This is a genomic window from Trichormus sp. NMC-1, from assembly GCF_001858025.1.
GTDB lineage: Bacteria > Cyanobacteriota > Cyanobacteriia > Cyanobacteriales > Nostocaceae > Anabaena.
This window is the reverse complement of record NZ_LZQD01000001.1, coordinates 678342-699551: the sequence shown is the minus strand read 5'-3', so window position 1 is coordinate 699551 and position 21210 is coordinate 678342. Positions and strand designations below refer to the sequence as shown.

The window sequence follows — 21210 nt, the reverse complement described above, 5'->3', positions numbered from 1 at the left end:
CAGCCGTCAGCTATCAGCTATCAGCAAGAATTTATTAATTATTGATGTCAGTCTCCCCACTTCAAAACCCCTTAAATCCGGTTTTAGCTGAATGCTTACACTAAAATTTTTAATTAGCTTGCAATTCCTCAATCTCCAACAAGCTTACAATAACTCCAGCAATGGGTATAGAAAGAAATACTCCTAATAAACCAGCTATTTTTGTACCAATTAAAAGAGCAAAAAATACTACTATAGGATTTAAATGGACTGTACTCTGCATTACACGAGGGGCAAGCAAATTATCTTGAATCTGTTGCAAAACTATACAAGCTATTAATACTTTAATACCAACAATCCAACCACTTTGTATTAAGATAATTAGAGAAACTAAAGTAATTCCTAGTGTAGCTCCTATACCAGGAATCAAGTCAAAAATTCCCACAGTTATAGCTAGCAGAAATGGGAATGGAATACCAAAAAGTACGAAAACTAAAAAAGTGGCAATACTCAGAATAAATGAGATTAGCAATTGACCTCGTAAGAAACCGATGAAGTTTTTCTGAATAGCGGTTGAAAAGCGATCGCGTTGATTATGGGGAATCATCTTAAGAATCAGTTGCCAGATTCTTCCTCCATCAGTCAGCATAAAAAAGGCAATTACAATAATAATGATAAATCCGACATAACTTCCTAATATATTGGGCAAAAACCCTAAAATCATATTCATGCCAGACACAAACCAGTTGCGAATTTGTATTTCTATTGCCTCTAAATTTATGGGGATATTTCGATTAGATAACGCGCTTTCTAATTGATTAATAGGATTGTTAGAAGAATTAATAATTTGTAATAACAAACCTGCTAATTGTTGTAGTTGTGTAATTAATATATTACCAACAAATACAAATAGAAGAATGATTGTTAAGAGACTGATAGCTATGACTGTACCCAAGGCAAAACCTCGCCTCAAGAAGCGTTCCAGATAGCATATAGGATAGTTAAGAATGAGTGCTAAAATTGTCGCAAAGGTAAATATAAAAACTACATCTTTGAAATACCAAAAAACTTTTACTAATACCCAACCACAAGCAGCAAACAGTAAGAAACGGACTAGTGTATTAGTACTAAATTTACTCCAGAAAGTTTTTTTAGTTGTCTGTTGTTGAGAGTTATTCATATATTTGGTTATTTTTATTGACTAAAGCTATAGGAATCCGGTTTGATTCCTATATAACTTAGGTTATGCCCTTTTCAGCTTATATGATATCTATCGAAGGCAAGGTTTATGCAACAGATTGGCTCCGTCTAATCTATCTTTAAAAAACCCTGTGCTTGAGGTTGTTACCAGCTTCAGCAATTCCGCAATAAGGGATTCGACAGGATCATCTACCAGGAAAGCTTTTGATGAATAGCCTCAAGATAAATAAGAATAAGGACAATGAATGACAATTCTCAAAGGGGAGATTTTTTACAGGCATTAGGTCAAACAGGGGTATTAGTTTTCCTGGTAGCGATTGCTGCAATGTAGAGACATTCCATGGAACATCTCTACACAATTAATTTACTCACCCAAATTAATCGCGGGATTCCTACTAAAAAACCCCCTCGGCATCAACTTCAACCCAACTTGGTGTCGTGGCATTACTGGCCAATCTTCTGGACGGGGAACATGAGTCATTCCCATTGTGTACCACACAACAATATCTTCATTTTGCAAAGACTCATTATCAGCAATATATTTTGGTAAACCTTCTCCCATTTTTGTTTGATTGGGATAATCTCCACCTGCATACATTTCACCGGGTTTATATTTTGTCACCCAAAGATGATGAGTTGCAAAAGCAGCTTTTTCTCGGATATTCGCACCTTCTACAGCATACATAATTGTATTTCCTCCCGGCATCAACATATATGCAGGAGCAACACCTAAACTATTCGGTTTATCTGCACTAGCAATCATCCATTCTCGACTGTGTTTGATATCTAAATCACGGACAGCAGTTTTTTCTTTTGTTAAGGGAGTGTCTTCTACGGTAATGGCATTTCCTAAAGGATTTTTATCACTGATTGGCAAAGATTGAACATTCATTTCCATCACAGAATTAGACTGTCCGTCAACATCTAAATCCAGACGATAATTAAAGAAATGCTGATGATTGACTCCAAAAATATTCTTAGCAATCAATCGTCCAAAGTTATTATTTTCCTGTTTTCTTGCTGCTGTTCCCTGGGCTAATACAATCCCTGTTAACTCATTTTGTACTTCTAAAGTACCGTCTTGGTGGAATATCCAATTGATGCCGTAATCATAATTATCAACTGCCGTCGTCATCTTCATTACTAATTCACGACTGCGACGCACATAATTTTTCTGGGTACTGTAATCAAAATGTTTCCACAATACGCCGTTATCTTGTTCGTAAATACCAATTACTCCTGGCATGGTATAAGCTTCTCCTTCACCATTAGCAAACACCGCATCCAGTAAAATTCCATTTTCGGGAATTTCTTGACCTAATTCCATTTGATTCGCTAATAAACCAATGTTGTATTCACCAACATCAAAGGCATTACGAAATGACCAATTAGGATTTGTATCACCATAAGGTACTACCATTTCTGATAAACTGGCACGATACAATACAGGACGATTTTTTTCACCATCGTTATAACTGGCCTGGTACAGAACTAAGCCTTCACGAGGATGCATTAAATAACGAAATTTCCAACCTTGCCAAGTAATTTCGTTGCCTTGAATTTGGAAAGTATGACCATCAGATTGGACAATTTTTAATGGTTTGGGTGGTGGAATTACTTTGCTAAATGACTTAATGTCATAATCCCAGTTTTCTTGGGAAATAGGAACTACACCGTTATCCACAAAACTAGCAATTTCTTCTTTATTTAAATTGACGGTAACTAAAATTCCTTCAATGGGACGGGCGTAATAATTCCATGATTTACCTCGATAATAAGATAATGCTCGACAAAGACGATTACCTGCTTTTGTTTCTTCTTTGGTGAGTATTCCTGATGACCAACAACTGATTTGTACTTGATCAAAATCTTTAAGTCCTCTCTTTATCATGGCTTTTTGCCAGCGAATATCAGAGGTAACTATCTCTCTAACTAGTTCATAATCTGGAGGAAGAATTGCAGGTTGAACACCCGTTTTTTCTTGCCAGGATGTTAAGCTATTCGTGGTAAGGTTAATTATGCCTTCAAAGGTTTTATTGAGTTCGCGCTCATAAACTACCAAAAAAACCTGGCGCTGAAACTGTTTTCCAGGTGTAAAATTTAAGACTTCTTTTTTATCAGGTTCTTGCAAAGCAATTATGGGGAAAAATGCTGTTTCACTCAATGCTTTTTTCTGTTTGAGTATGTCTACAGCCGCGTTGATTTCTACTTCAGTTAATGGATTTAGAGGATGAGAAATTACTGATTCCTGAGCAGATAATATTTCTGGAAATCCCAGGGAGATTGTAAAAAAAAGAAAAATGGTAATAACTACCTTAAAAAAATGATTCAGCCTCTTAATCATTACGGTTGATTTTCTTTGATAAAAACATAGTTATTAATTCCTATGTTCTGAGCAAAAAACCGCCAAATTAAGAGGCATATATCAATTTGAGATTGGGCAATTTTAAGCTGAAACTAAGCGGCGTAAAGATTCTGCCCGGCGTTTTGCAGTAGCATTGTTGGGTGCGGCTTTGAGTGTTGTTTCATACATTTCTAATGCCTGGGCAGGTAATTTTTTCTTCTCGTATGCGTGTCCAAGATTATTTAGGGCTGACACATAATCTGGTTTCAATTTAATGGCTTCTTTATATTGACGAATCGCTAAGTCATATTGCTCTTGGGCAAAATAAACATAACCCAAGCCATTGTAAACTGGAGCTATATTCTCTTCTCCCTCTTCCTCAGCAGCTTTTAAAGCTTTTTGAAAAAGCGGTATTGCTAGAGTAAAAACTTTTTTTTCAGAATAAATACTGGCTAATTCGTAATACTCTTGTGCTGTTCCTTTTTCTTTAGTTAACTTGGTTTTCAACTTAGAAAGAGAACTTTCTAGTTTGCGAGTTTTGAAAATCTGGCGAAAAACACTCACACCTGCAAATGCGAGCAATCCGACGAAAATTGAGAGATAAACAAGGACTAGATTGTTATCCATTACCTACAAATACAAATATTAAAAGTGCTTTCTCTATCTATTATTCAGCTTTCTGGGACAATAAGGAAATAAAAAAATAATTCGTAATTCGTAATTCGTAATTATGCCTTCTGCCTACTGTTTTATCCTAACGATAAATATTCACGTCTACCTATGATAATCCCCAAAATTTTGCGCGTTCTTTGAGCCAACCAGTTGCTGTATAATGAGCGATCGCTTCATTCACCTTTCTTCTTAACTCATCGTACTGCAATCCCTTGGGTGTAACCACCGACAAAGGTTCGGCTGATAGCTTGGTTGGTAGTAGCCGATATTGGGAATCTTCTTGTACCCAACCACTTAGAACGCTGGTATCAGCAGCAAAAGCATCAGCACTGTTACTTTCTATTTGCTCTCGTCCTTGAATGTAGGAGTTCACTCCTATTAATTCAGCCTTTGGTATAAAATATTTTATATAATCAATCGTGCTGGAGTTGTTGAGTACGGCTATTTTACGTTTTTCTAAATCTTTTAGCTGATTAATGGCTGTATTTTTTGTGACTATTGCTGCACCATCAAAATAGTAAGGAACACTGAAGCTGACTATGCGGGAGCGGGATTCAGTTGCTGTGACTTTGGCAATGGTGAGATCAACTTTATGTTCTAAGACTACAGACAAGCGATCGCTGTTAGCCACTGGTTGCAACTTCACAGCATCGATTTTACCTAACAAATCACTTCCTAAACGCTGGGCTAAATCAATTTCTAAGCCTTGTAAATTGCCTTTACTATCCCTAAATCCCAGCGGACGCAAGTTATCTTTAACAGCAATATTTACATAGCCTCGGCGCTCAATTTCTGACAGTGGGGCGGCAGATGCAGTCAATTCTTTCCCCCCAAAGCACAGGCATAAAACCAGAAACAAGGTAGCGGATAATACCAGATGTAACTGATTAATTTTTGACCATTGGTTACATCCGTTATTCATCCGTTGCCACCTTTATCCTTTAACTGAGCTTGCCAGTTCAGCAACTTTGGCGAAACTTGTAGGATCAAGAACTGCCAATTGTGCCAACATCTTGCGATTTAGTTCCACATTGGCTTTTTTCAGATTACCGATTAACTGGCTGTAGCTTAAGCCATGTTGTCTGGAAGCCGCGTTAATACGAGTGATCCACAGACGACGAAAATCGCGCTTTTTATTTTTGCGATCGCGGTAAGCACTGCGAAGCGCCTTCATTACCTGTTGGTTAGCGGTTCTAAACAGAGTTGAGTGAGAACCACGAAAACCTTTAGCTAGTTTGAGAATTTTATTGCGGCGTTTACGAGCTACATTACCGCGTTTTACCCGGGTCATATCTTAACTACCTGTGATGTTTTACAAATAAGGAAGCATCAAGCGCACATTGTCTTCGTCGCGCTCATGTACAAGTGCAGACTGGCGCAAACCGCGCTTTTTGTTAGAAGACTTGTGTTCGAGAAGGTGGCTTTTGAAAGCTTTGCGACGGACGATTTTACCGGTGCCGGTAGCACGAAATCGCTTGGCTGCTGCTTTACGAGTCTTGAGTTTAGGCATGGGATGGCTTGGATTCGACACAATCTAATAGTATACACTAAAAAAATTGAAATGAACTAACCGCAGCACCCCAGGAGCGCAGAGGAAAGAAATTTAATTTTTTAAAGTGGCGTTGATTTTGGGATCTAAGACAACGCTTGAGCCAGTTTTGTCTGTATGGTAAGTCCAAGATTGGTTTTTCACTTTTACGATTACTACCCAGCCTTCTACGGGATCATACTGCTGAGTACAGATTTCACCAAAGTTCAACACACAAGCATTACTAAAGGTTTTCTGAGTGCTTTGAGTAATTTTTATCGCATTAATCGGTAAGCTAGAACGTTGAGCAGCATCTCTCAAAATTTTATCAGCAATACTTTTCGGTAGTTGATTAGTGCTGACTTTGGGATCTAAGATAATTTGGGAACCAGATTTATTGACATGATAAGTCCATGATTTATCTTTTACCTTAACAACCACTTCCCAACCTGGAATCGGTCTATATTCCCTAGTGCAAATTTCTCCAAATTGAAAAGCGCAAGGATTTCCAAAGGTTTTAGTTGTAACTTGAGTAATTTTCAAATCACGTGTTTTCAGCCCAGAACGTTTGGATGCATCCCGTAGTAATTTTCTAGAAATACTTTTAGGTAATTTGTTTGCAGAAGTTTGTCTCTGTTCTGTAGTAGGAACAGCTACAGATGTATTGTTGTTAGTAATTCCCATCCCACAAGCTAGTAAACTTGTTAAGATCAGGGTGAGAATAATCGCTTGAGGTAATTTGCGGGTGCTGTTGGGTTGAGTTAACAGTTTGATCATAGATTTGATGGCTATGTCAATAAACAATTACATTAAACTTTAAGCTGTATGAACTAGGACGTTAGTTCACAATAAAGGTTTCTTCCTATGAAATAAATCTAATATAATGTTGGATATGCTCCCACGACACACTAGTAAAGTCGTGCGTAAATAAGCCACCGATAGTTCAAGTCTAAAACCCTTACGAATTACGAATTCGTGTAACTGCGACTTTCTCCCCAGCCAAAAAACCTGCCATTTTCTTAATTTAAGTATAAACTACCAGGTTTAATCAGTCGATAACTGCTTTTATCGACTGAAGTATTTTCGGACGTTAGGATAATAGAAAGAGCCAATAGGCTAATATGCCTTTAAGTTGTTTCTATCAGCAGCATTGGCAAGAAGCTCTTACGCTCTAATGCAGTTTAAATGATGATCAGCTTACTACTTAATTTTCTGTTTAATAAATGTTACTACCTGAGTTAGCTGTTTCTTCAAGTTATCGATTTCCGCTTGCATCTTGACAACTTTTGCATTTAGTGCATCAATATCCACCGAAGAACTACTGGCTTCCACAGTTGGTTTCACAACTACTAGTTCTTTTTTAGGCGCTGTCAACCCTGGGGAAGCAGTACCTGTAGGAACTTTTTTAGCAGCTATAGCCATAGCTGATTTAATAGCATTAATCAGCTGTCTCTGATCAAAAGGCTTGTTGAGAAATTCAAAATATTCAAATGGTTCAGGAATTTTTTCCGTTACCTCTTCCTTGCGGCCAGACATGATCACCAAAGGAATTTTCTTTAATTCTGAGTTGGCTTGAATTTTCTGGAAAACTTCCCAGCCACTCATTTTCGGTAGTATGAAATCCAACATGATCAAGCTGACTTTTTCCTGAAGGATGAGATTATATCCTTCTAGCCCGTCTTTTGCTTCCAAGACTTCAAAATTGCCTTGCTGAGGCAACATTTCTCGTACTTTTACCCTAACAACTGTGGTGTCATCGATAACTAGAATTTTGTTTGCCACGACTGATTACTCTACCAGAAAGTTTAAGTGTAGATGGCTGGTTGCCGATTGAAATGAAGAATTCTCTCACTATATACAAAATTTATGTAAATTGGGGGAGAGTATATTTCTGTATAACTGTCAAAAACGCAAGTAGTTTATCAAACAGCTGCCTGCGCTGTGATCAATTTGTATCATAGTAATTTAATAAAGTGGAAAACTCGTACTCATGTCAGTAAGCCGTTATCAGTAGCTTTAAAAGTCTGATGTTACAGGCTTTCCATCTGATTTCAGATGCTCCATGATTTCTGCCAACCTGGACTAGTATATCTTTTATCTTTATTTTTGGATCTCACTCCTGATATCTATGTTTTCTTCACGACAAGCCGAACTCAAATCAGAAATTACAGCCATGCCCAGCTGGTTACGTCGTCCTCTTGGCAAAGCTAGTGAAATCTCTACTGTACAACGTATCATTAAGCAGCGGCAAATTCACACAATTTGTGAAGAAGGACGCTGCCCCAATCGGGGGGAATGCTACGCCCAAAAAACTGCTACTTTTTTACTCATGGGACCAACTTGCACGCGCTCTTGTGCTTTTTGTCAAGTAGATAAAGGTCATGCACCAATGCCTCTAGATATGGAAGAACCGCAAAAGGTAGCAGAGGCAGTACAGATTTTGGGCTTGCAATATGTGGTGCTGACTTCTGTAGCCCGTGATGATTTGTCAGATGGGGGTGCGAGTCATTTTGTGACGACGATGGCGGCTATCCGCCAAATCAACCCAGCAACTGAAATTGAAGTCCTGACACCAGATTTTTGGAGTGGTGCGGGTGTGGCAGGACAACGCCAGCGGATAGGGATGATTGTCACCGCTCAACCAGCTTGTTTTAACCATAATGTGGAAACAGTACGCTCTCTAACTGCTCCTGTACGCCGGGGGGCGAAATACGATCGCTCTTTAGCAGTGCTGGCGACAGTCAAAGAAATCGATGCATCTATTCCCACTAAATCAGGTTTGATGCTGGGACATGGAGAAACGATTGAGGAAGTAATGGAAACAATGGCGGATCTGAGGGCTGTAAAGTGCGATCGCTTGACTATGGGTCAATATATGCGCCCTTCTTTAGAACATCTGCCAGTGCAAAAATACTGGACACCAGAGGAATTTGAGCAACTTGGCACCATCGCCAGAGATATGGGATTTAGCCATGTCCGTTCTGCCCCTTTAGTTCGTAGTTCCTACCATGCGGGGTCAGTTAACAGTCATAGCAGGTGACAGGTGACAGGTGACAGGTGACAGGTGACAGGTGACAGGTGACAGGTGACAGGTGACAGGTGACAGGTGACAGGTGACAGGTGACAGGTGACAGGTGACAGGTGACAGGTGACAGGTGACAGGTGACAGGTGACAGGTGACAGGTGACAGGTGACAGGTGACAGGTGACAGGTGACAGGTGACAGGTGACAGGTGACAGGTGACAGGTGACAGGTGACAGGTGACAGGTGACAGGTGACAGGTGACAGGTGACAGGTGACAGGTGACAGGTGACAGGTGACAGGTGACAGGTGACAGGTGACAGGTGACAGGTGACAGGTGGTCTAAGTTTTAGCATTGGTTTTTAATACCTTCTTTGACAGCAGTATCAGCAATAATTTTTCTGGTAGCAATAGCTTCTAGCAAATTAGGAATTTGGCAAGAGATTTTGATATGGTAAAGAATATCTTCAGGAGAAACAATTACCAGCTTGGACATAATCTAATTCCTCCAATGATACTAATTTTTGTTGATGTCCTAACAGCCTTGTCCGTTGCTATAACCGTAAACAGTCTGTTCCCTGTTCTTACAAAAATATTTTTAAAGAATTTGGGCAATTGGCGCTGCTGTTTGGTATTTCTTAAAAAGTCACGAAATTTAGGAGAACTGCTTATGACAGCTAAAGGCAAAACTGCTGCTAAACCTAGTTACGTCTTTCGTACAGGTTGGGCGTTGCTACTGTTGGCTATCAATTTTTTGGTAGCAGCTTATTATTTCCACATCATTGAGTAGTTAGAAGTGGACTGGTGCTGCTCACATCAGTGAACAGTTATCAGGGACATGGCGTAGTTTTTTACACCCGCTATGTAACTGGTAACTGAAAACTGCTCAATGTTAAATCGTGCCTTTGAATAAACCTTTGGGACGAATGAGCAGCACCAAAATCATCATCAACAGGGCGACACCTTGTTTATATTGAGAACCTAGCCAAAGAGTACTCACTTCTTGTACGATGCCAATGATGAAAGCAGCTGCGATCGCACCGTAAGGATTGCCAATTCCCCCTAAAATCACAGAAGCAAACATAGGCAAAATTAAAAACCAGCCCATATTCGGTCGTACAGCAGTAATCAAACCATACATACTGCCGCCTAAAGAAGTAAAAGTTCCCGCAATTACCCAAGTCCAAAGAATTACTCTGTCAACATTGATGCCAGATACTCTCGCTAAGTCTAAATCGTCAGCAACAGCCCGCATTGCTTTACCAATTTTGGTGTTTTGGAGCAGGTTGTGTAATAACACAATAGCCAGTACTGCTAACCCCAGTACCCATAATTGATTTTGTGGTACTTTTAATTGCCCAATTTCTAAAGCCGGGATTACAGGCAGATCATAGTCAAGATTTTTACCGCCCCAAATGAAAATAATGCCATTGCGGAGAAATAAAGCCAGTCCAATCGAGATAATGATTAGTGTTGTCGAAGTAGCACGGATAGACCGCATTCTTGACCAGAGCAATTTTTCTGCCACTAACATCGCTGCTACTGTTCCCGCCGCCGCTAAAATCATTGATAGCCAAATATTTAGACCGAAGTTATTTACCAGTAGGGTAAGATAAGCTCCCAAAGTGAGAAAGTCACCGTGAGCAAAGTTAGATAATCGCAAAATGCCATAAGTAAGCGTGAGTCCAACTGCTGCTAGAGCAATAATACTGCCCACAGCAATACCGTTAATCATTAATTGAGCTAGTTGTGTATCCATTGTTTTAAGTTCCTATTAAAAAAAAATCGGTGTGTAATTTCCTTCAATAATGGTGCGATTAGCAGTTAAAATTGACACTATCAGTTATCTTTGACAAATAAAAAAAATTAGTACGTTAATATACATAAAATCAGGATCATATTTTCTTGCAAAGCTCAATTTTTCAGCGGTCTAGTTGACCATGCAGCAGTCTTCAAGCTTACCAGAACAGAACTCACAGATAGATAAAACTCCAGCCCTTTTGACAACAATCCAGCAACTACGGGAGCAATTGTGGTTAGAAAGCAGCTTGAACCAGTTACATTGTCGTCTCAACGATTGTGTACTTTCTGCTTCTACCCAGATGTCACAGACAAGACCTCCAGAAGCAGAAATTTTCCAAACCGTGGTCAACTTACTCCACAAGGCTTTAAGTGGCAGTCGGATGCACTGTGCCGTAGGTATTGCTTTGTTTGAGCCACAAGAAACAGTTGGTCATATCTGCTATGTTTCTGGTTCTCCCAGTTCACAAACTCTGAGCTTGGAAGTAATATCCACAAAAGGAACAAAGCTGCGATTGCGATTACAAGCTGCCATCAGACTTGAAGATTTGCAGCAGATAGAGAGACAAAAACCTGCCAGCGCTTGGCCTTTGCTTAAGGATTCTAGTGGTATGACGGCATGGCTAATTATTGCCACAGCCAACCCCCACACTAATTGTGAACCACTCAACCCAACCCTAAATCAACTGCGATCGCAATTAATCCAAAAAACAGTCCAGTATTGTGAACAAGCCTTAGCACAAATTAAGCAAATACAATCTTGTCAACAACATTGTCAACAATTAGCAAGCTTTAATCAGGAACTAGAACGCACCAATCAACTCAAAAACCAGTTTCTGGCTAATACCAGTCACGAAATCCGCACCCCTCTTAGTTCTATTATTGGATTCACCCATCTGCTGTTGGCACAAGGCTATGAACCAGAGAAACAGCGTCACCAAGAGTATTTACACATCATTCAATCCAGTGGTAAACATTTGCTAGGTCTGATTAATGATATTTTGGATCTCTCCAAAATTGAAGCTAACCAAATGGAAGTGCAATGGGATGTGGTCGATGTACCAATACTATGCCGCAATGTTTTAGCTTTGGTCAAAGAAAAAGCTGCTAATAAAGGTTTAAAACTACGTCTAGAAATAGATGCTGATGTCAAAAATTTAGTAGCAGATCCTTTGCGACTTAAACAAATGCTATTAAATTTACTTTTTAATGCCGTCAAATTTACAAATTTAGGCAGCGTCGGTTTACGAGTAACTACGCAAGATTTATATTTACGTTTTACAGTTTGGGATACTGGGATTGGCATCTCTCCTGAAAATCAAACCTTACTATTTCGTCCTTATAGCCAAATTGCTAACTCTGCATCTAGTAGCAATGAAGGTACTGGTTTGGGGTTAGTCGTGACTAAGCAACTGGCGGAAATTCATGGTGGTTCTTTAGAATTGGAATCAGAAGTAAATGGCGGTTCCTGTTTTACTATCCTTCTTCCCCTGAAGCCAATGGGAAAAGTTTTAGAAGCTATAGAAATCAAGGCCACAAAGGATTTAGAAATTAGTCAAGAGTTAAATAATTATTCTGCATCTCTTGCTGAATCTGGTGTTGTTATTAGTTCTTCAAGAAAAGTTTTATTGGTAGAAGATGATTTAGCCAATGCTGAATTAATGCGAATTTATCTAGGTAGATTAGGTTATCAAGTGACTTGTGTTAAGAATGCTTTGGAAATGTGGAAGATACTCCCACAGATGCAACCAGCAGTAATTTTAATCGATGTCAGTCTCCCAGATGCCAATGGTTTAAACTTGGTAAAACAACTGCGAGAAAATTCTCAATACCAAAATATACCCATAATTGCTCAAACAGCAATGGCTATGAAAGGAGATAGAGAAACTTGTCTAGCTGCTGGTGTCAATGACTATATTTCTAAACCGATAGATTTACAACTTTTAGGTAGCATGGTAGCCAAGTATAGCTAATTGTCAGATATGGCTAACGCCACGCTACGCGAACAGGATTTACAGGATAATGATTTTTGATTATTTGTCAGAATCAGGATTTACAGGATTTAAGGATTTACAGGATTTACAGGATTTTTTACCAATATGGTTTTTCTGCCTTCTGTCCTCTTCCTCCTGCCTTTCTTAATAAATTTTGTCCAGGAAGTGAATTTTTGATTTTGTTTTTCACCTGCTTTATCATATACAATTACGATGATGAAAATTACTAAGGTGCTGGTGGTTGAGTAACTGGTGGTGAGAAATCCGGGGATAACTGCCGTTGGATTTTGAGCCAATATCCCAATGAACCTGCTCCTAAAAGTAGCCCTAAAATAACTATTAACTGTGGTATCAGTCTATGTTTGGAAGTTTGTAAAGTTTGTGAAGTTTGTAGATTTAGAGGTTTTTGAGACTTTGGAGATGTAGGAGGTACTTTAATAGAAGGTACTTGTTGTGGTTTTAAAGCTAGTAAAACTTCGTCAACTGATTGATAACGTTCTTGATATTCTAGTTTTAATAACTTATCTAAAATCTGTCCTAATTCTAAACTGACAGATTGCTGTAAATGATTACGCCATTCTTTCACCCAACTATAACCTTGTGTTTTCCATAAATTCCAAGGATGAACCCTAGTCATTAAATGAAAACAACTTGCACCTAAACTAAATAAATCACTAGCAGGGTAAACTTGTCTATCCTCCATTTGTTCCAAAGACGCATAACCAAAACTTCCAATTACCGTCCCTGGGCGCATGGTTCCCTGAAGTTGTTTAGATGCACCAAAATCAATCAAGAATAATTTACCATCGCCCCGATGGCGCATGATATTTTCTGGTTTAATATCTCGATGAATTATATTTTGACTATGAACTACTTTAAGAACTGGTAATAAATTAAGTAACAATGTACGGATTTTTTGCTCATTAAAAGTTGCTTGGTTTGCTAGCTCAATTAATAAATCCTCTCCATCAATAAAATCCTGAATTAAATATAAACAATCATTTACATCAAAATAGGCTTGTAGTTGAGGAATTTGGGGATGTTTGAGGTCTTTGAGTCGCTTTGCTTCTTCTGCAAATAGTTCTTTGACTTTATTTAATGCGTAGGTATTTTGGGTTTGGGGTGCAAATTGCTTAATTACGCACTTTTCATTTAATTTGTCAATATCTTCTGCTAAATAAGTTTTACCAAAACCCCCACCACCCAAGGTTTTAACAGGATGATAGCGGTTTCTGAGGATAACCAAGAGAACACCACAGTTAGGACAAAATTTTGTGTTGTCGGGAACTGGTGGATTATGGCAATCTGGGTTCAGACAACATATCTGATTCATGGGTGGGTTTTGGTATATTAAGTTGAGTTATATACAAGTATATACCAGTTTATATCTTGTTCCCCGTCTCTGAATTGAAAGACCATAAAATCTACAAAATCCCATTCTGAAAATCCTCTAATCCTGATTCAGACATCATTTATATTGACAGAGCATGGGATGAATACAATAGTAGTTGTCGGGTGCTATAAGATTTTGGCAGGATTGAGAAATGACACTAACAGAAAAACTCGAACAATTAAAAGCTTTATTTACAGAAATGGAGCAGGCTTTGATCGCCTACTCAGGAGGAGTTGATAGTACATTAGTAGCCAAGATTGCCTATGATGTGTTGGGCGATCGCGCTTTGGCTGTAACTGCTGTCTCTCCTTCCCTATTACCAGAAGAGTTGGAAGACGCGAAAATTCAAGCCGCAACTATCGGGATTCACCATCAAATCGTCCAGACTCACGAGATGGAAAATCCTAATTACACCTCTAACCCTGTTAACCGCTGCTATTTTTGCAAAAGTGAACTACACGATACACTCAAGCCTTTAGCCTTAGAGTTAGGCTATCCCTATGTGGTAGATGGCGTAAATGCAGATGATTTGCATGATTATCGCCCCGGAATTCAGGCTGCAAAAGAAAGAGGTGCGCGATCGCCCTTAGCCGAAATTAGTGTCACCAAAGCCGAAGTCCGTCAACTTTCTCAACAACTCGGTTTACCTTGGTGGGATAAACCCGCTCAACCTTGTCTGAGTTCTCGCTTTCCCTACGGTGAAGAAATCACTATCGCCAAGTTACAGCGAGTTGGTAGAGCAGAAATTTATCTGCGAAAATTGGGTTGGGAGAATTTACGAGTGCGTTCAGCAGATGATATAGCACGCATTGAATTACCACCAGAAAAAATTAAAGATTTTGTCTTGACTACAGATTTACCCACTTTAGTTAGTGCATTTCAGAATTTGGGATTTATCTACGTCACCCTCGATTTAGAAGGTTATCGCAGTGGTAAGTTAAATCAGGTTTTAAACTACCAGATACCAAGCTTCTTGGCAAAGTCGGGTATCTGAACCTTTACATGGCAGCAAATCAAATAGGAATGCTACGTATCAGCTGATCATCATTTAAACTGCATCAGAGCATTTCCTACCGCGTTTTTCTGACACTGCGGATTCTGCAACTTAAAGATATATGAGCTTAGGCTCAATTCGCCCGTTGAGCAACTCTATATTCTATCTGCTGGAGGGCTGATCGCCAGACATCATATCCCTCTGGAGACAAATGCACCCCATCGGTTGTTAACTCTGAAAGTAAGTTGCCCTGAGCATCTGTAAACCAATGGTGGATATTTAAATAATTAGCACCTTCTTGTTTAGCAATCACAGCAATTTGGGCATTGATCTGACGAATGCGACTATTGGGAATTTTCGTCCTGCGAATCGGCAAAATTGATTGGACAATGATCCGACTTTTGGGGTGAGTCTGGCGTAAACGGCGGATAATCAGGCGTTGATTACGCAAAATTGACACATCACTAGCACCCTTGAGTAAGTCATTGATGCCCACCATTAGGTAAATTACTTCCGGCTTGGTGGCTGAAAATGCCGCTAATCTTTTGAAAACTCCGACAGAACTATCTCCAGATATGCCTTGATTTAACCACAATTTACCAGAAGGCAGTTTTTCTTTAGGAAACCACATACTCAAAGAATCACCCACCAAGATACTCAAACGATTTGTACCTTGTCCTTGAGAAATAGCTCTGGCTTCCATAGCTAATAAGTCTTTCCAATCCTCATAACTGAGTTTCGGTTTTTTAGTGGACTTCCACGAAGACTGTAAATCCTCATCATCTACACGGGTGTAAATTTGACCAGTTCTCAAAGACGCTAATCTCAGGTGGTAAAGTTGATTCCCAGATACGGGAATTTGGTTAGTCGGTTGAGAACTGAAGTTCAGTGATGATTTTATCGGTGTTGGCAAAACGTAATTCTTGACTTGTGCTAACAAAATGTCAACCCTAGAAATTATGTTCTCACCTGGGGCTGGCTGTGAATCCCTTGATGATACAGTTTTACTACTGAATTCTGCCCACGAGATCATTTTCTCAGCCGTTTTTGACTGCGAATCCCTTGTGGAAACAGCTTGACTACTGAATTCTGGTAAAGAAATGTCAACTTTGGGGATGACTTTTTTACCTACTTGTGTATATGAATCTTGTGGTAAATCCCCCAGGAATCCAATATTCTCAGGCGGGATACTCGACATCTTTGGGAGAGCCGATGCTGGTATTGCCAATCCTGTTAACAAGCTTGCTGCCAACAGATAAGGTTCCGTCATCGTTTTTTCTTTCCTCGTAAGTACTCACTGCTTTTCCTTATGACAGCCTTCTCTGGCTGAGTTCAGGAAAATTTTACTTTCCTTGGTCTGGTATCAATATCCCCCGTCAGAATAGTGTTTTTGAATTTTTGGTATCAATTAGGACTGTATTTATTTTTATAAAAATTTTAGCGATGTACAATAACTGCCTTTAAAGTGCTAAGATTTATGCGAAGTCGTTAATGTTTCCCTGTTCTTCCGTGGCTAGAGCTAGTACAGCAATCGGTGTAAGTCCCATTATCAAAGAGATTGTGCAAAAACAGGCACATTCTACACGTTTAACCCTCAAAGAAGTCATTCTCATGGGGATGTTAGCAATTGATAAACTTGATGACCAAGGTCGTCAAGAGTTAGCAGATCAAGTCCATCAAATGCAGGTCAATGGTGACATATGAATTTGCCGCACCCAAGTTATTCTCAACACTAGTTCGGGAATAGCCGCACGATCCCTTGTGCCTGTGATGGTTGATTCGTCATCAATATCAATGCATTTTTTTACAAATGCCCTGCTTTAGGTAAATGTTAGTAGGTTTGTGAAAGGAAGTCTCGTAGTGTTACTTGTCGGTTTTATACCCGGCAAACTCTAAGCATAAATTAAATGTCTATGCTTTTGAGAAATATCTACCTTGACTACATCGATAGCAACTTCCTATTAAATAAACCTCCTTCAGTTCAAAAGATGTTCATCGGCATTGTTGCTTCTTGGCAAGATATTCCTTCGTCTTACAAATTACAAAGGGATCTAATACCAGATCCCCTTTATCACTCAACAACTTAGTCAAAAACTCAGTTGACCCCTAAGGATAACGTGCTGAATCGGATTTAATTCCCGCTGATTTATTTATAGCAGTGTAAATAAAGACCAAACAATTCAGTATTGGCAATTTCTTGCCAGTTCGACGGAATTGCTACCCGGTTATCCTTTTGGAATTTCTCCGAGATATCATGTCCTAGTGGACATATCTCCGCTTTATAGCCATTGTTGTGTACTTTTTGTATACTCTGGCTATAAGGCTGTAAAAATTTTTTTATCTATTCTTAGGATGTGGTGTTTTAAATTATCACCAAACTATAATTTTTATAATTATCGGTTGTGAGTTCGAGAGAGGCAAATCTCTCACTCTTTTGTCTTCAGAATTTTTTTTAACGCAGAGGAATACAGAGGAAACCGCAGAGGCACGCGGAGGTTTTGTTGTTACTTTTGGGCTTTGGTTTTGGGTGTCATTGATTGTATACAGCAGATTGCAGATCAATGAGGTACAGAATCAAAATTGAAACCTAGACTCATTCGCCAGTTTTACTCCTGACTCCTGAACCGATAGCGCAGCGTGGCGTAAGCCATAGGTCAGATTGTCTCTAATGAGGTGAGCGGAGTCTCAAAAGGTACGCGCGCCGTTGTAGCTGAAATTTGCGCTGGGTATGGAGTAAAACTTTCTATTCCCAAGGTTGGGACTGGTAAGAAAAATCCTGATTACGCAACAACCACCGCTATCAAGTTCAGCCATGTGCGGGTAGTCAATGTGGTGTAGAAAATAGGTAAAAGTAACAGCTAAAAGTAGCTTCTTCTTCAAAACAATATTTCAATACCTTAAGGTGTTAAAAACTTGTTTTGATAATGTAGCTACTTTTAGGTGCTTGATTCAGCCCATGAGAAAGCGCAGATAACCCCAAAATAAGCTCATGGCAAAATCTCACTAGGCACAGGTCAATGACCAAAAAAAATAAAATCCTAATTTGCATCTAGTCAAGGTAGGATTTGTGCTTTGTAAATAGCTGTAAATTATTCGTTGTTCAGAAGTTCGGCTCTCAGGTCATCTAGTGGCGATTTTTCTTTAGCAGGTGGGAGTAGCACGGCTTCCTGTGGTTCCTCTTCTGGTTCGTCTGGTATAAAATCTAGGGAAACTCTAACCTTCCCCTTGCGCCATCCACCACCAGACACCTGTAAGACTTCACACTCAATTCCCGGTGAATCCCATCCCGTTAAGTCTTTACGGATATAAGTAACTAAAAGCCCTGCCAAGTAAGCCGACATTTCAGATACCTTGAAAGAAGAGGCATTTAAAGGGCTTTTCTGTTTCGGGACGGTGACAACATCAGAAAACTCAAGCTTGACAGATTCACTCATTTTCATTTATTCCGATCAACAACAAAGTAGGTAACACGAGCTTTACGTCTAAAACCTTTACCTAGCAAGGACTCCAAGTATTTTTATAATTCTCTGGGTATATCCTAGGGTAGTTTTCTAAACGTATTAGGAAATCCTATTACGTTTTTGTATTAGGAATTTGTATTACGTTTCAAAACATATACTCTCACCTAAAATATTCAGCCCTAAAACCATTCATAAGTAAAAACCCAATCATTTAAGATTGCTGGTAAGTTTTACTTATCAATTAAGGTGTAGTGACTTAAAACCTATACACAGTAAGGCTTATAAGGCTTTTACATCAATAAAGCGTAGTAAGTTCTATCTATCAACTACTATTCATAACTTTTAACTATGGACTTTGCCGTGTTCACCACCAAGTTACTTATAAATCAATATTTATAGAGATATTAGTGAGTAAGTACTTACTTATTAATTTCATGCCTATATATGTGAAAAATTCTTCAAAAATCCTCTAAAAATGTCCCTACTTGGTACTTTATTGGTACGATTTAAAGGTCAACACTACAAAAGCAGTTATTCCAGAACCATTAAAACCTCATAACCTACACACAGCAATACTTTAACAAAAAGCCCGTGACGAGGATTGAACTCGTGACCTCACCCTTACCAAGGGTGTGCTCTACCACTGAGCCACACGGGCGAAAATTAGACTTGATTTTTGAAATATAAGTTACAAAGCTGAGAAGTTTACTCGACACTCAGCTATTGTAACTCACATCTCTAGAAGTGGTGGGCCGAGCTGGATTTGAACCAGCGTAGGCGTAAACCAACGGATTTACAGTCCGTCTCCATTAACCACTCGGACATCGACCCGTTCTGTCCCACGTTTTACAATAATATCACTAGCTTCTAGATTTAGCAAGGGTTAAAAACAATTTTTTCTGTAAAACCTAGAAGGGCTATACCAAAAGAGTTTCGAGTGGTTAAACGATGATATCTCCAGTTTCTTGCAGGGAGTGTAAGCGGTGGTAAATGCCTTCTTGGCGCAATAACTCAGCGTGGCTACCGACTTCGGCAATTTTCCCTTTGTCTAAAACCACGATTTTATCGGCTTCTCTCACTGTGGTGAGACGGTGGGCGATGATAATTGTGGTACGAGTTCCTTGAATGGAACGCATGGCTAATTGAATAGAACGCTCAGACTCGTAATCTAGGCTAGAGGTAGCTTCGTCAAAAATCAGTATGTCCGGTTCTACCAACAACGCCCTAGCAATTCCTAAGCGCTGTCTTTGTCCACCTGATAACCTCACACCTCTTTCACCCACAACTGTGTAATAACCTTGGGGTAGGTGCTGAACTACTTCGTCAACTTTGGCAATTCGACAAGCTTCCTGTACCTGCTCAAAAGTTGCATTTGGCCGACCATATTTGAGGTTATCTAAGATAGTACCGTTAAAAACATCTACTTCTTGGTGAACGATCGCTAATCTGCGCCGATACTTACCTACATCTAAAGTGCGAATGTCTTCACCATCAATTAAAATTTGCCCTGTTTGCGGTTCAAAATAACGCAAAAGCAACTTTACTAAAGTAGATTTGCCAGATCCAGATATTCCCACTAAGGCTACTGTTTGATATGGCTCAATCAAAATATTAATATCTTGCAAAACTTGACGGTTGCTATCATATCCAAAACTAATGTGAGAAAATTCTAATTTTCCAGTAAATTCATAAGGGATTTGTGTCGGAATTTCCTCTGAGATAAGACCATCTGAATCTATTCCTGATGGTGTTTGCAGAAATTCATGAAACCGCATCATAGAAGAATAGCGACGAGCAAAAGATTCTGCTAGGTTGCTGATCGGTTCTAACTCAGAATATGCCATACTAGAAAAAGTTAAAGTCATTACAAAATGACCAATAGAAATTTTACCATTTAGTGTGGCGGCTAGAGTTAGACCTAAAATCATAAACACACAAAACTGAATTACAGTCTTTTGCCAAGTTGCCAGTTTCACATAACCTTTGTGAAGTCGGTAATCAACTACTTTTAATTCTCGATGCAAACGTTGTTTTTGTCGCTCAAGTTCCTTAGCTTCTGTGGCAAATGCTTTAACTGTTTTGATGTTTGTGACAATTTCTGATGTGCGGCTTTCTGTGTTCTCCATATACTTATCTAGTCGCATTTCAGACGCAATTAGCTGCTGCAATTGCTTCAAGCTAAAGCTGAGAATAAGTACAAAAGAAATCAGAAATAATGCTGCAATTCGCCATTCGATAAAGGCAATAAATACAAATATTCCCAATACTCGTAATAACTTAGGAATAAATTGACCGGCAATTTCAGGATAACCCCAGGTGTGGTTAGCAAGACCTCTAGCTATTCTTCCTGCTATACGTCCGGGGTTATTTTCATCATAAAATTCAAGAGGAAGGGTGAGAATTTTGGCTATGGTTGTTTGGGTTTTATCTCGACGCGCTCTTAAGGCTATATCCCAATGAAACCAAAGAGTTAACCAAGGCTGGGTGGGCGCTTTAACTACGGTAACAAAAAAGATTAAACCCAGTAATAAAGCCAGCGATAGAGATTTATTAACTGGATAATTTGTGATATTTGCAAGAGTAGCAATCGCGTCTTGTACTGGTTTGTCTAAGGCTTGATTAGACAAAACATTTAATATTTGTCCAATCGCATAAGGTACAACTAAATCAATAATTTCGTAAAGACTGGATGCGGTAATGCTGAAAATACTCAGCTTCCAGTAAGGACGAAAATAATTGAGAATATCTCGAAAATTCGCCATGATGAACAATATCCCAAAGCATAACCATTAGCTAGAAAATATTATACTACAAATATACTACA

19 protein-coding genes, 2 tRNA genes and 1 pseudogene are annotated in these 21210 nt (G+C 39.1%); 5 read left to right on the top strand and 17 right to left on the bottom strand.

Features of this window, described 5'->3' with window-relative positions:
* Window positions 1-109: 109 nt before the first annotated feature.
* From A9Y75_RS03080 to A9Y75_RS03045, 8 genes are all read right to left on the bottom strand, one after another.
* Window positions 110-1159: an AI-2E family transporter gene (locus A9Y75_RS03080; protein WP_071188079.1), complete on the bottom strand. Its 1050-nt coding sequence runs from the start codon at window positions 1157-1159 to the stop codon at window positions 110-112.
* 384 nt (window positions 1160-1543) lie between these two features.
* A complete protein-coding gene (locus A9Y75_RS03075) occupies window positions 1544-3523 on the bottom strand; it encodes a primary-amine oxidase (protein ID WP_071188078.1) in 1980 nt (659 codons plus the stop codon).
* Between the two features lie 102 nt (window positions 3524-3625).
* Window positions 3626-4150, bottom strand: a complete 525-nt coding sequence (locus tag A9Y75_RS03070; RefSeq protein ID WP_071188076.1) for a tetratricopeptide repeat protein — start codon at window positions 4148-4150, stop codon at window positions 3626-3628.
* Between the two features lie 151 nt (window positions 4151-4301).
* Window positions 4302-5117 (bottom strand): transporter substrate-binding domain-containing protein, encoded by an 816-nt coding sequence (locus tag A9Y75_RS03065; RefSeq protein WP_071188074.1) that lies wholly within the window; start codon window positions 5115-5117, stop codon window positions 4302-4304.
* A 12-nt stretch (window positions 5118-5129) separates the two neighbouring features.
* Window positions 5130-5486, bottom strand: a complete 357-nt coding sequence (gene rplT, locus A9Y75_RS03060) for a 50S ribosomal protein L20 (protein WP_071188073.1) — start codon at window positions 5484-5486, stop codon at window positions 5130-5132.
* Between the two features lie 21 nt (window positions 5487-5507).
* Complete coding sequence (gene rpmI, locus A9Y75_RS03055; protein ID WP_016951337.1) at window positions 5508-5705, bottom strand: 50S ribosomal protein L35; 198 nt, start codon at window positions 5703-5705, stop codon at window positions 5508-5510.
* Between the two features lie 93 nt (window positions 5706-5798).
* Entirely contained in the window at window positions 5799-6500 is a 702-nt protein-coding gene (locus tag A9Y75_RS03050) for a hypothetical protein (protein WP_177176085.1), read from the bottom strand.
* Window positions 6501-6923: 423 nt separating this feature from the next.
* Window positions 6924-7505 carry a response regulator gene (locus A9Y75_RS03045; RefSeq protein ID WP_071188071.1) on the bottom strand — a complete coding sequence of 194 codons (582 nt, stop codon included), beginning with the start codon at window positions 7503-7505 and terminating at the stop codon, window positions 6924-6926.
* A gap of 346 nt (window positions 7506-7851) precedes the next feature.
* Here A9Y75_RS03045 and lipA point away from each other — a divergent pair, with 346 nt between their 5' ends.
* Window positions 7852-8763 (top strand): lipoyl synthase, encoded by a 912-nt coding sequence (gene lipA, locus A9Y75_RS03040; protein ID WP_071188070.1) that lies wholly within the window; start codon window positions 7852-7854, stop codon window positions 8761-8763.
* Here the strand turns inward: lipA and A9Y75_RS29290 are convergent.
* Both A9Y75_RS29290 and A9Y75_RS27210 read right to left on the bottom strand, forming a co-directional pair.
* Window positions 8744-9100: a hypothetical protein gene (locus A9Y75_RS29290; RefSeq protein WP_083389472.1), complete on the bottom strand. Its 357-nt coding sequence runs from the start codon at window positions 9098-9100 to the stop codon at window positions 8744-8746. The two genes, lipA and A9Y75_RS29290, sit on opposite strands and share 20 nt — an antisense overlap.
* A 5-nt stretch (window positions 9101-9105) precedes the next feature.
* Window positions 9106-9240, bottom strand: a pseudogene (locus A9Y75_RS27210) (peptidylprolyl isomerase); the annotation flags it as partial.
* A 174-nt stretch (window positions 9241-9414) separates the two neighbouring features.
* On the opposite strand from A9Y75_RS27210, the gene A9Y75_RS03035 reads away from it, so the two are divergent.
* The gene (locus A9Y75_RS03035; protein WP_071188068.1) at window positions 9415-9534 is read left to right on the top strand and encodes a photosystem I protein PsaX; all 120 of its coding nucleotides are present in this window, start codon (window positions 9415-9417) and stop codon (window positions 9532-9534) included.
* Window positions 9535-9636: 102 nt separating this feature from the next.
* Here A9Y75_RS03035 and A9Y75_RS03030 read toward each other — a convergent pair whose 3' ends face one another.
* Window positions 9637-10503 carry a branched-chain amino acid ABC transporter permease gene (locus tag A9Y75_RS03030; RefSeq protein WP_071188066.1) on the bottom strand — a complete coding sequence of 289 codons (867 nt, stop codon included), beginning with the start codon at window positions 10501-10503 and terminating at the stop codon, window positions 9637-9639.
* 181 nt (window positions 10504-10684) lie between these two features.
* Between A9Y75_RS03030 and hrmK the strand changes: the two genes are divergently transcribed.
* Entirely contained in the window at window positions 10685-12517 is a 1833-nt protein-coding gene (hrmK, locus tag A9Y75_RS03025; RefSeq protein WP_071188064.1) for a hybrid histidine kinase/response regulator HrmK, read from the top strand.
* A gap of 247 nt (window positions 12518-12764) precedes the next feature.
* Here hrmK and A9Y75_RS03020 read toward each other — a convergent pair whose 3' ends face one another.
* The gene (locus A9Y75_RS03020; RefSeq protein ID WP_071188063.1) at window positions 12765-13871 is read right to left on the bottom strand and encodes a serine/threonine-protein kinase; all 1107 of its coding nucleotides are present in this window, start codon (window positions 13869-13871) and stop codon (window positions 12765-12767) included.
* A 211-nt stretch (window positions 13872-14082) separates the two neighbouring features.
* Here A9Y75_RS03020 and larE point away from each other — a divergent pair, with 211 nt between their 5' ends.
* Complete coding sequence (gene larE, locus A9Y75_RS03015) at window positions 14083-14925, top strand: ATP-dependent sacrificial sulfur transferase LarE (RefSeq protein WP_071188061.1); 843 nt, start codon at window positions 14083-14085, stop codon at window positions 14923-14925.
* Window positions 14926-15058: 133 nt separating this feature from the next.
* Here the strand turns inward: larE and A9Y75_RS03010 are convergent, their stop codons facing one another.
* On the bottom strand, window positions 15059-16195 hold the full coding sequence (locus A9Y75_RS03010; protein ID WP_071188059.1) for an SGNH/GDSL hydrolase family protein: 1137 nt from the start codon (window positions 16193-16195) through the stop codon (window positions 15059-15061).
* A gap of 221 nt (window positions 16196-16416) precedes the next feature.
* Here A9Y75_RS03010 and A9Y75_RS03005 point away from each other — a divergent pair, with 221 nt between their 5' ends.
* Window positions 16417-16629, top strand: coding sequence for a hypothetical protein (locus A9Y75_RS03005; protein WP_071188057.1), 213 nt, complete (start codon window positions 16417-16419; stop codon window positions 16627-16629).
* Window positions 16630-18014: 1385 nt separating this feature from the next.
* On the opposite strand, the gene A9Y75_RS03000 is transcribed toward A9Y75_RS03005, so the two are convergent.
* From A9Y75_RS03000 to A9Y75_RS02985, 4 genes are all read right to left on the bottom strand, one after another.
* Window positions 18015-18359, bottom strand: coding sequence for a KGK domain-containing protein (locus A9Y75_RS03000; protein WP_201788381.1), 345 nt, complete (start codon window positions 18357-18359; stop codon window positions 18015-18017).
* Between the two features lie 613 nt (window positions 18360-18972).
* Window positions 18973-19044, bottom strand: a tRNA-Thr gene (locus A9Y75_RS02995).
* Between the two features lie 87 nt (window positions 19045-19131).
* Window positions 19132-19217 (bottom strand) — tRNA-Tyr (locus tag A9Y75_RS02990).
* Window positions 19218-19327: 110 nt separating this feature from the next.
* Window positions 19328-21148 carry an ABC transporter ATP-binding protein gene (locus A9Y75_RS02985; protein WP_071188053.1) on the bottom strand — a complete coding sequence of 607 codons (1821 nt, stop codon included), beginning with the start codon at window positions 21146-21148 and terminating at the stop codon, window positions 19328-19330.
* Between the last annotated feature and the right edge of the window lie 62 nt (window positions 21149-21210).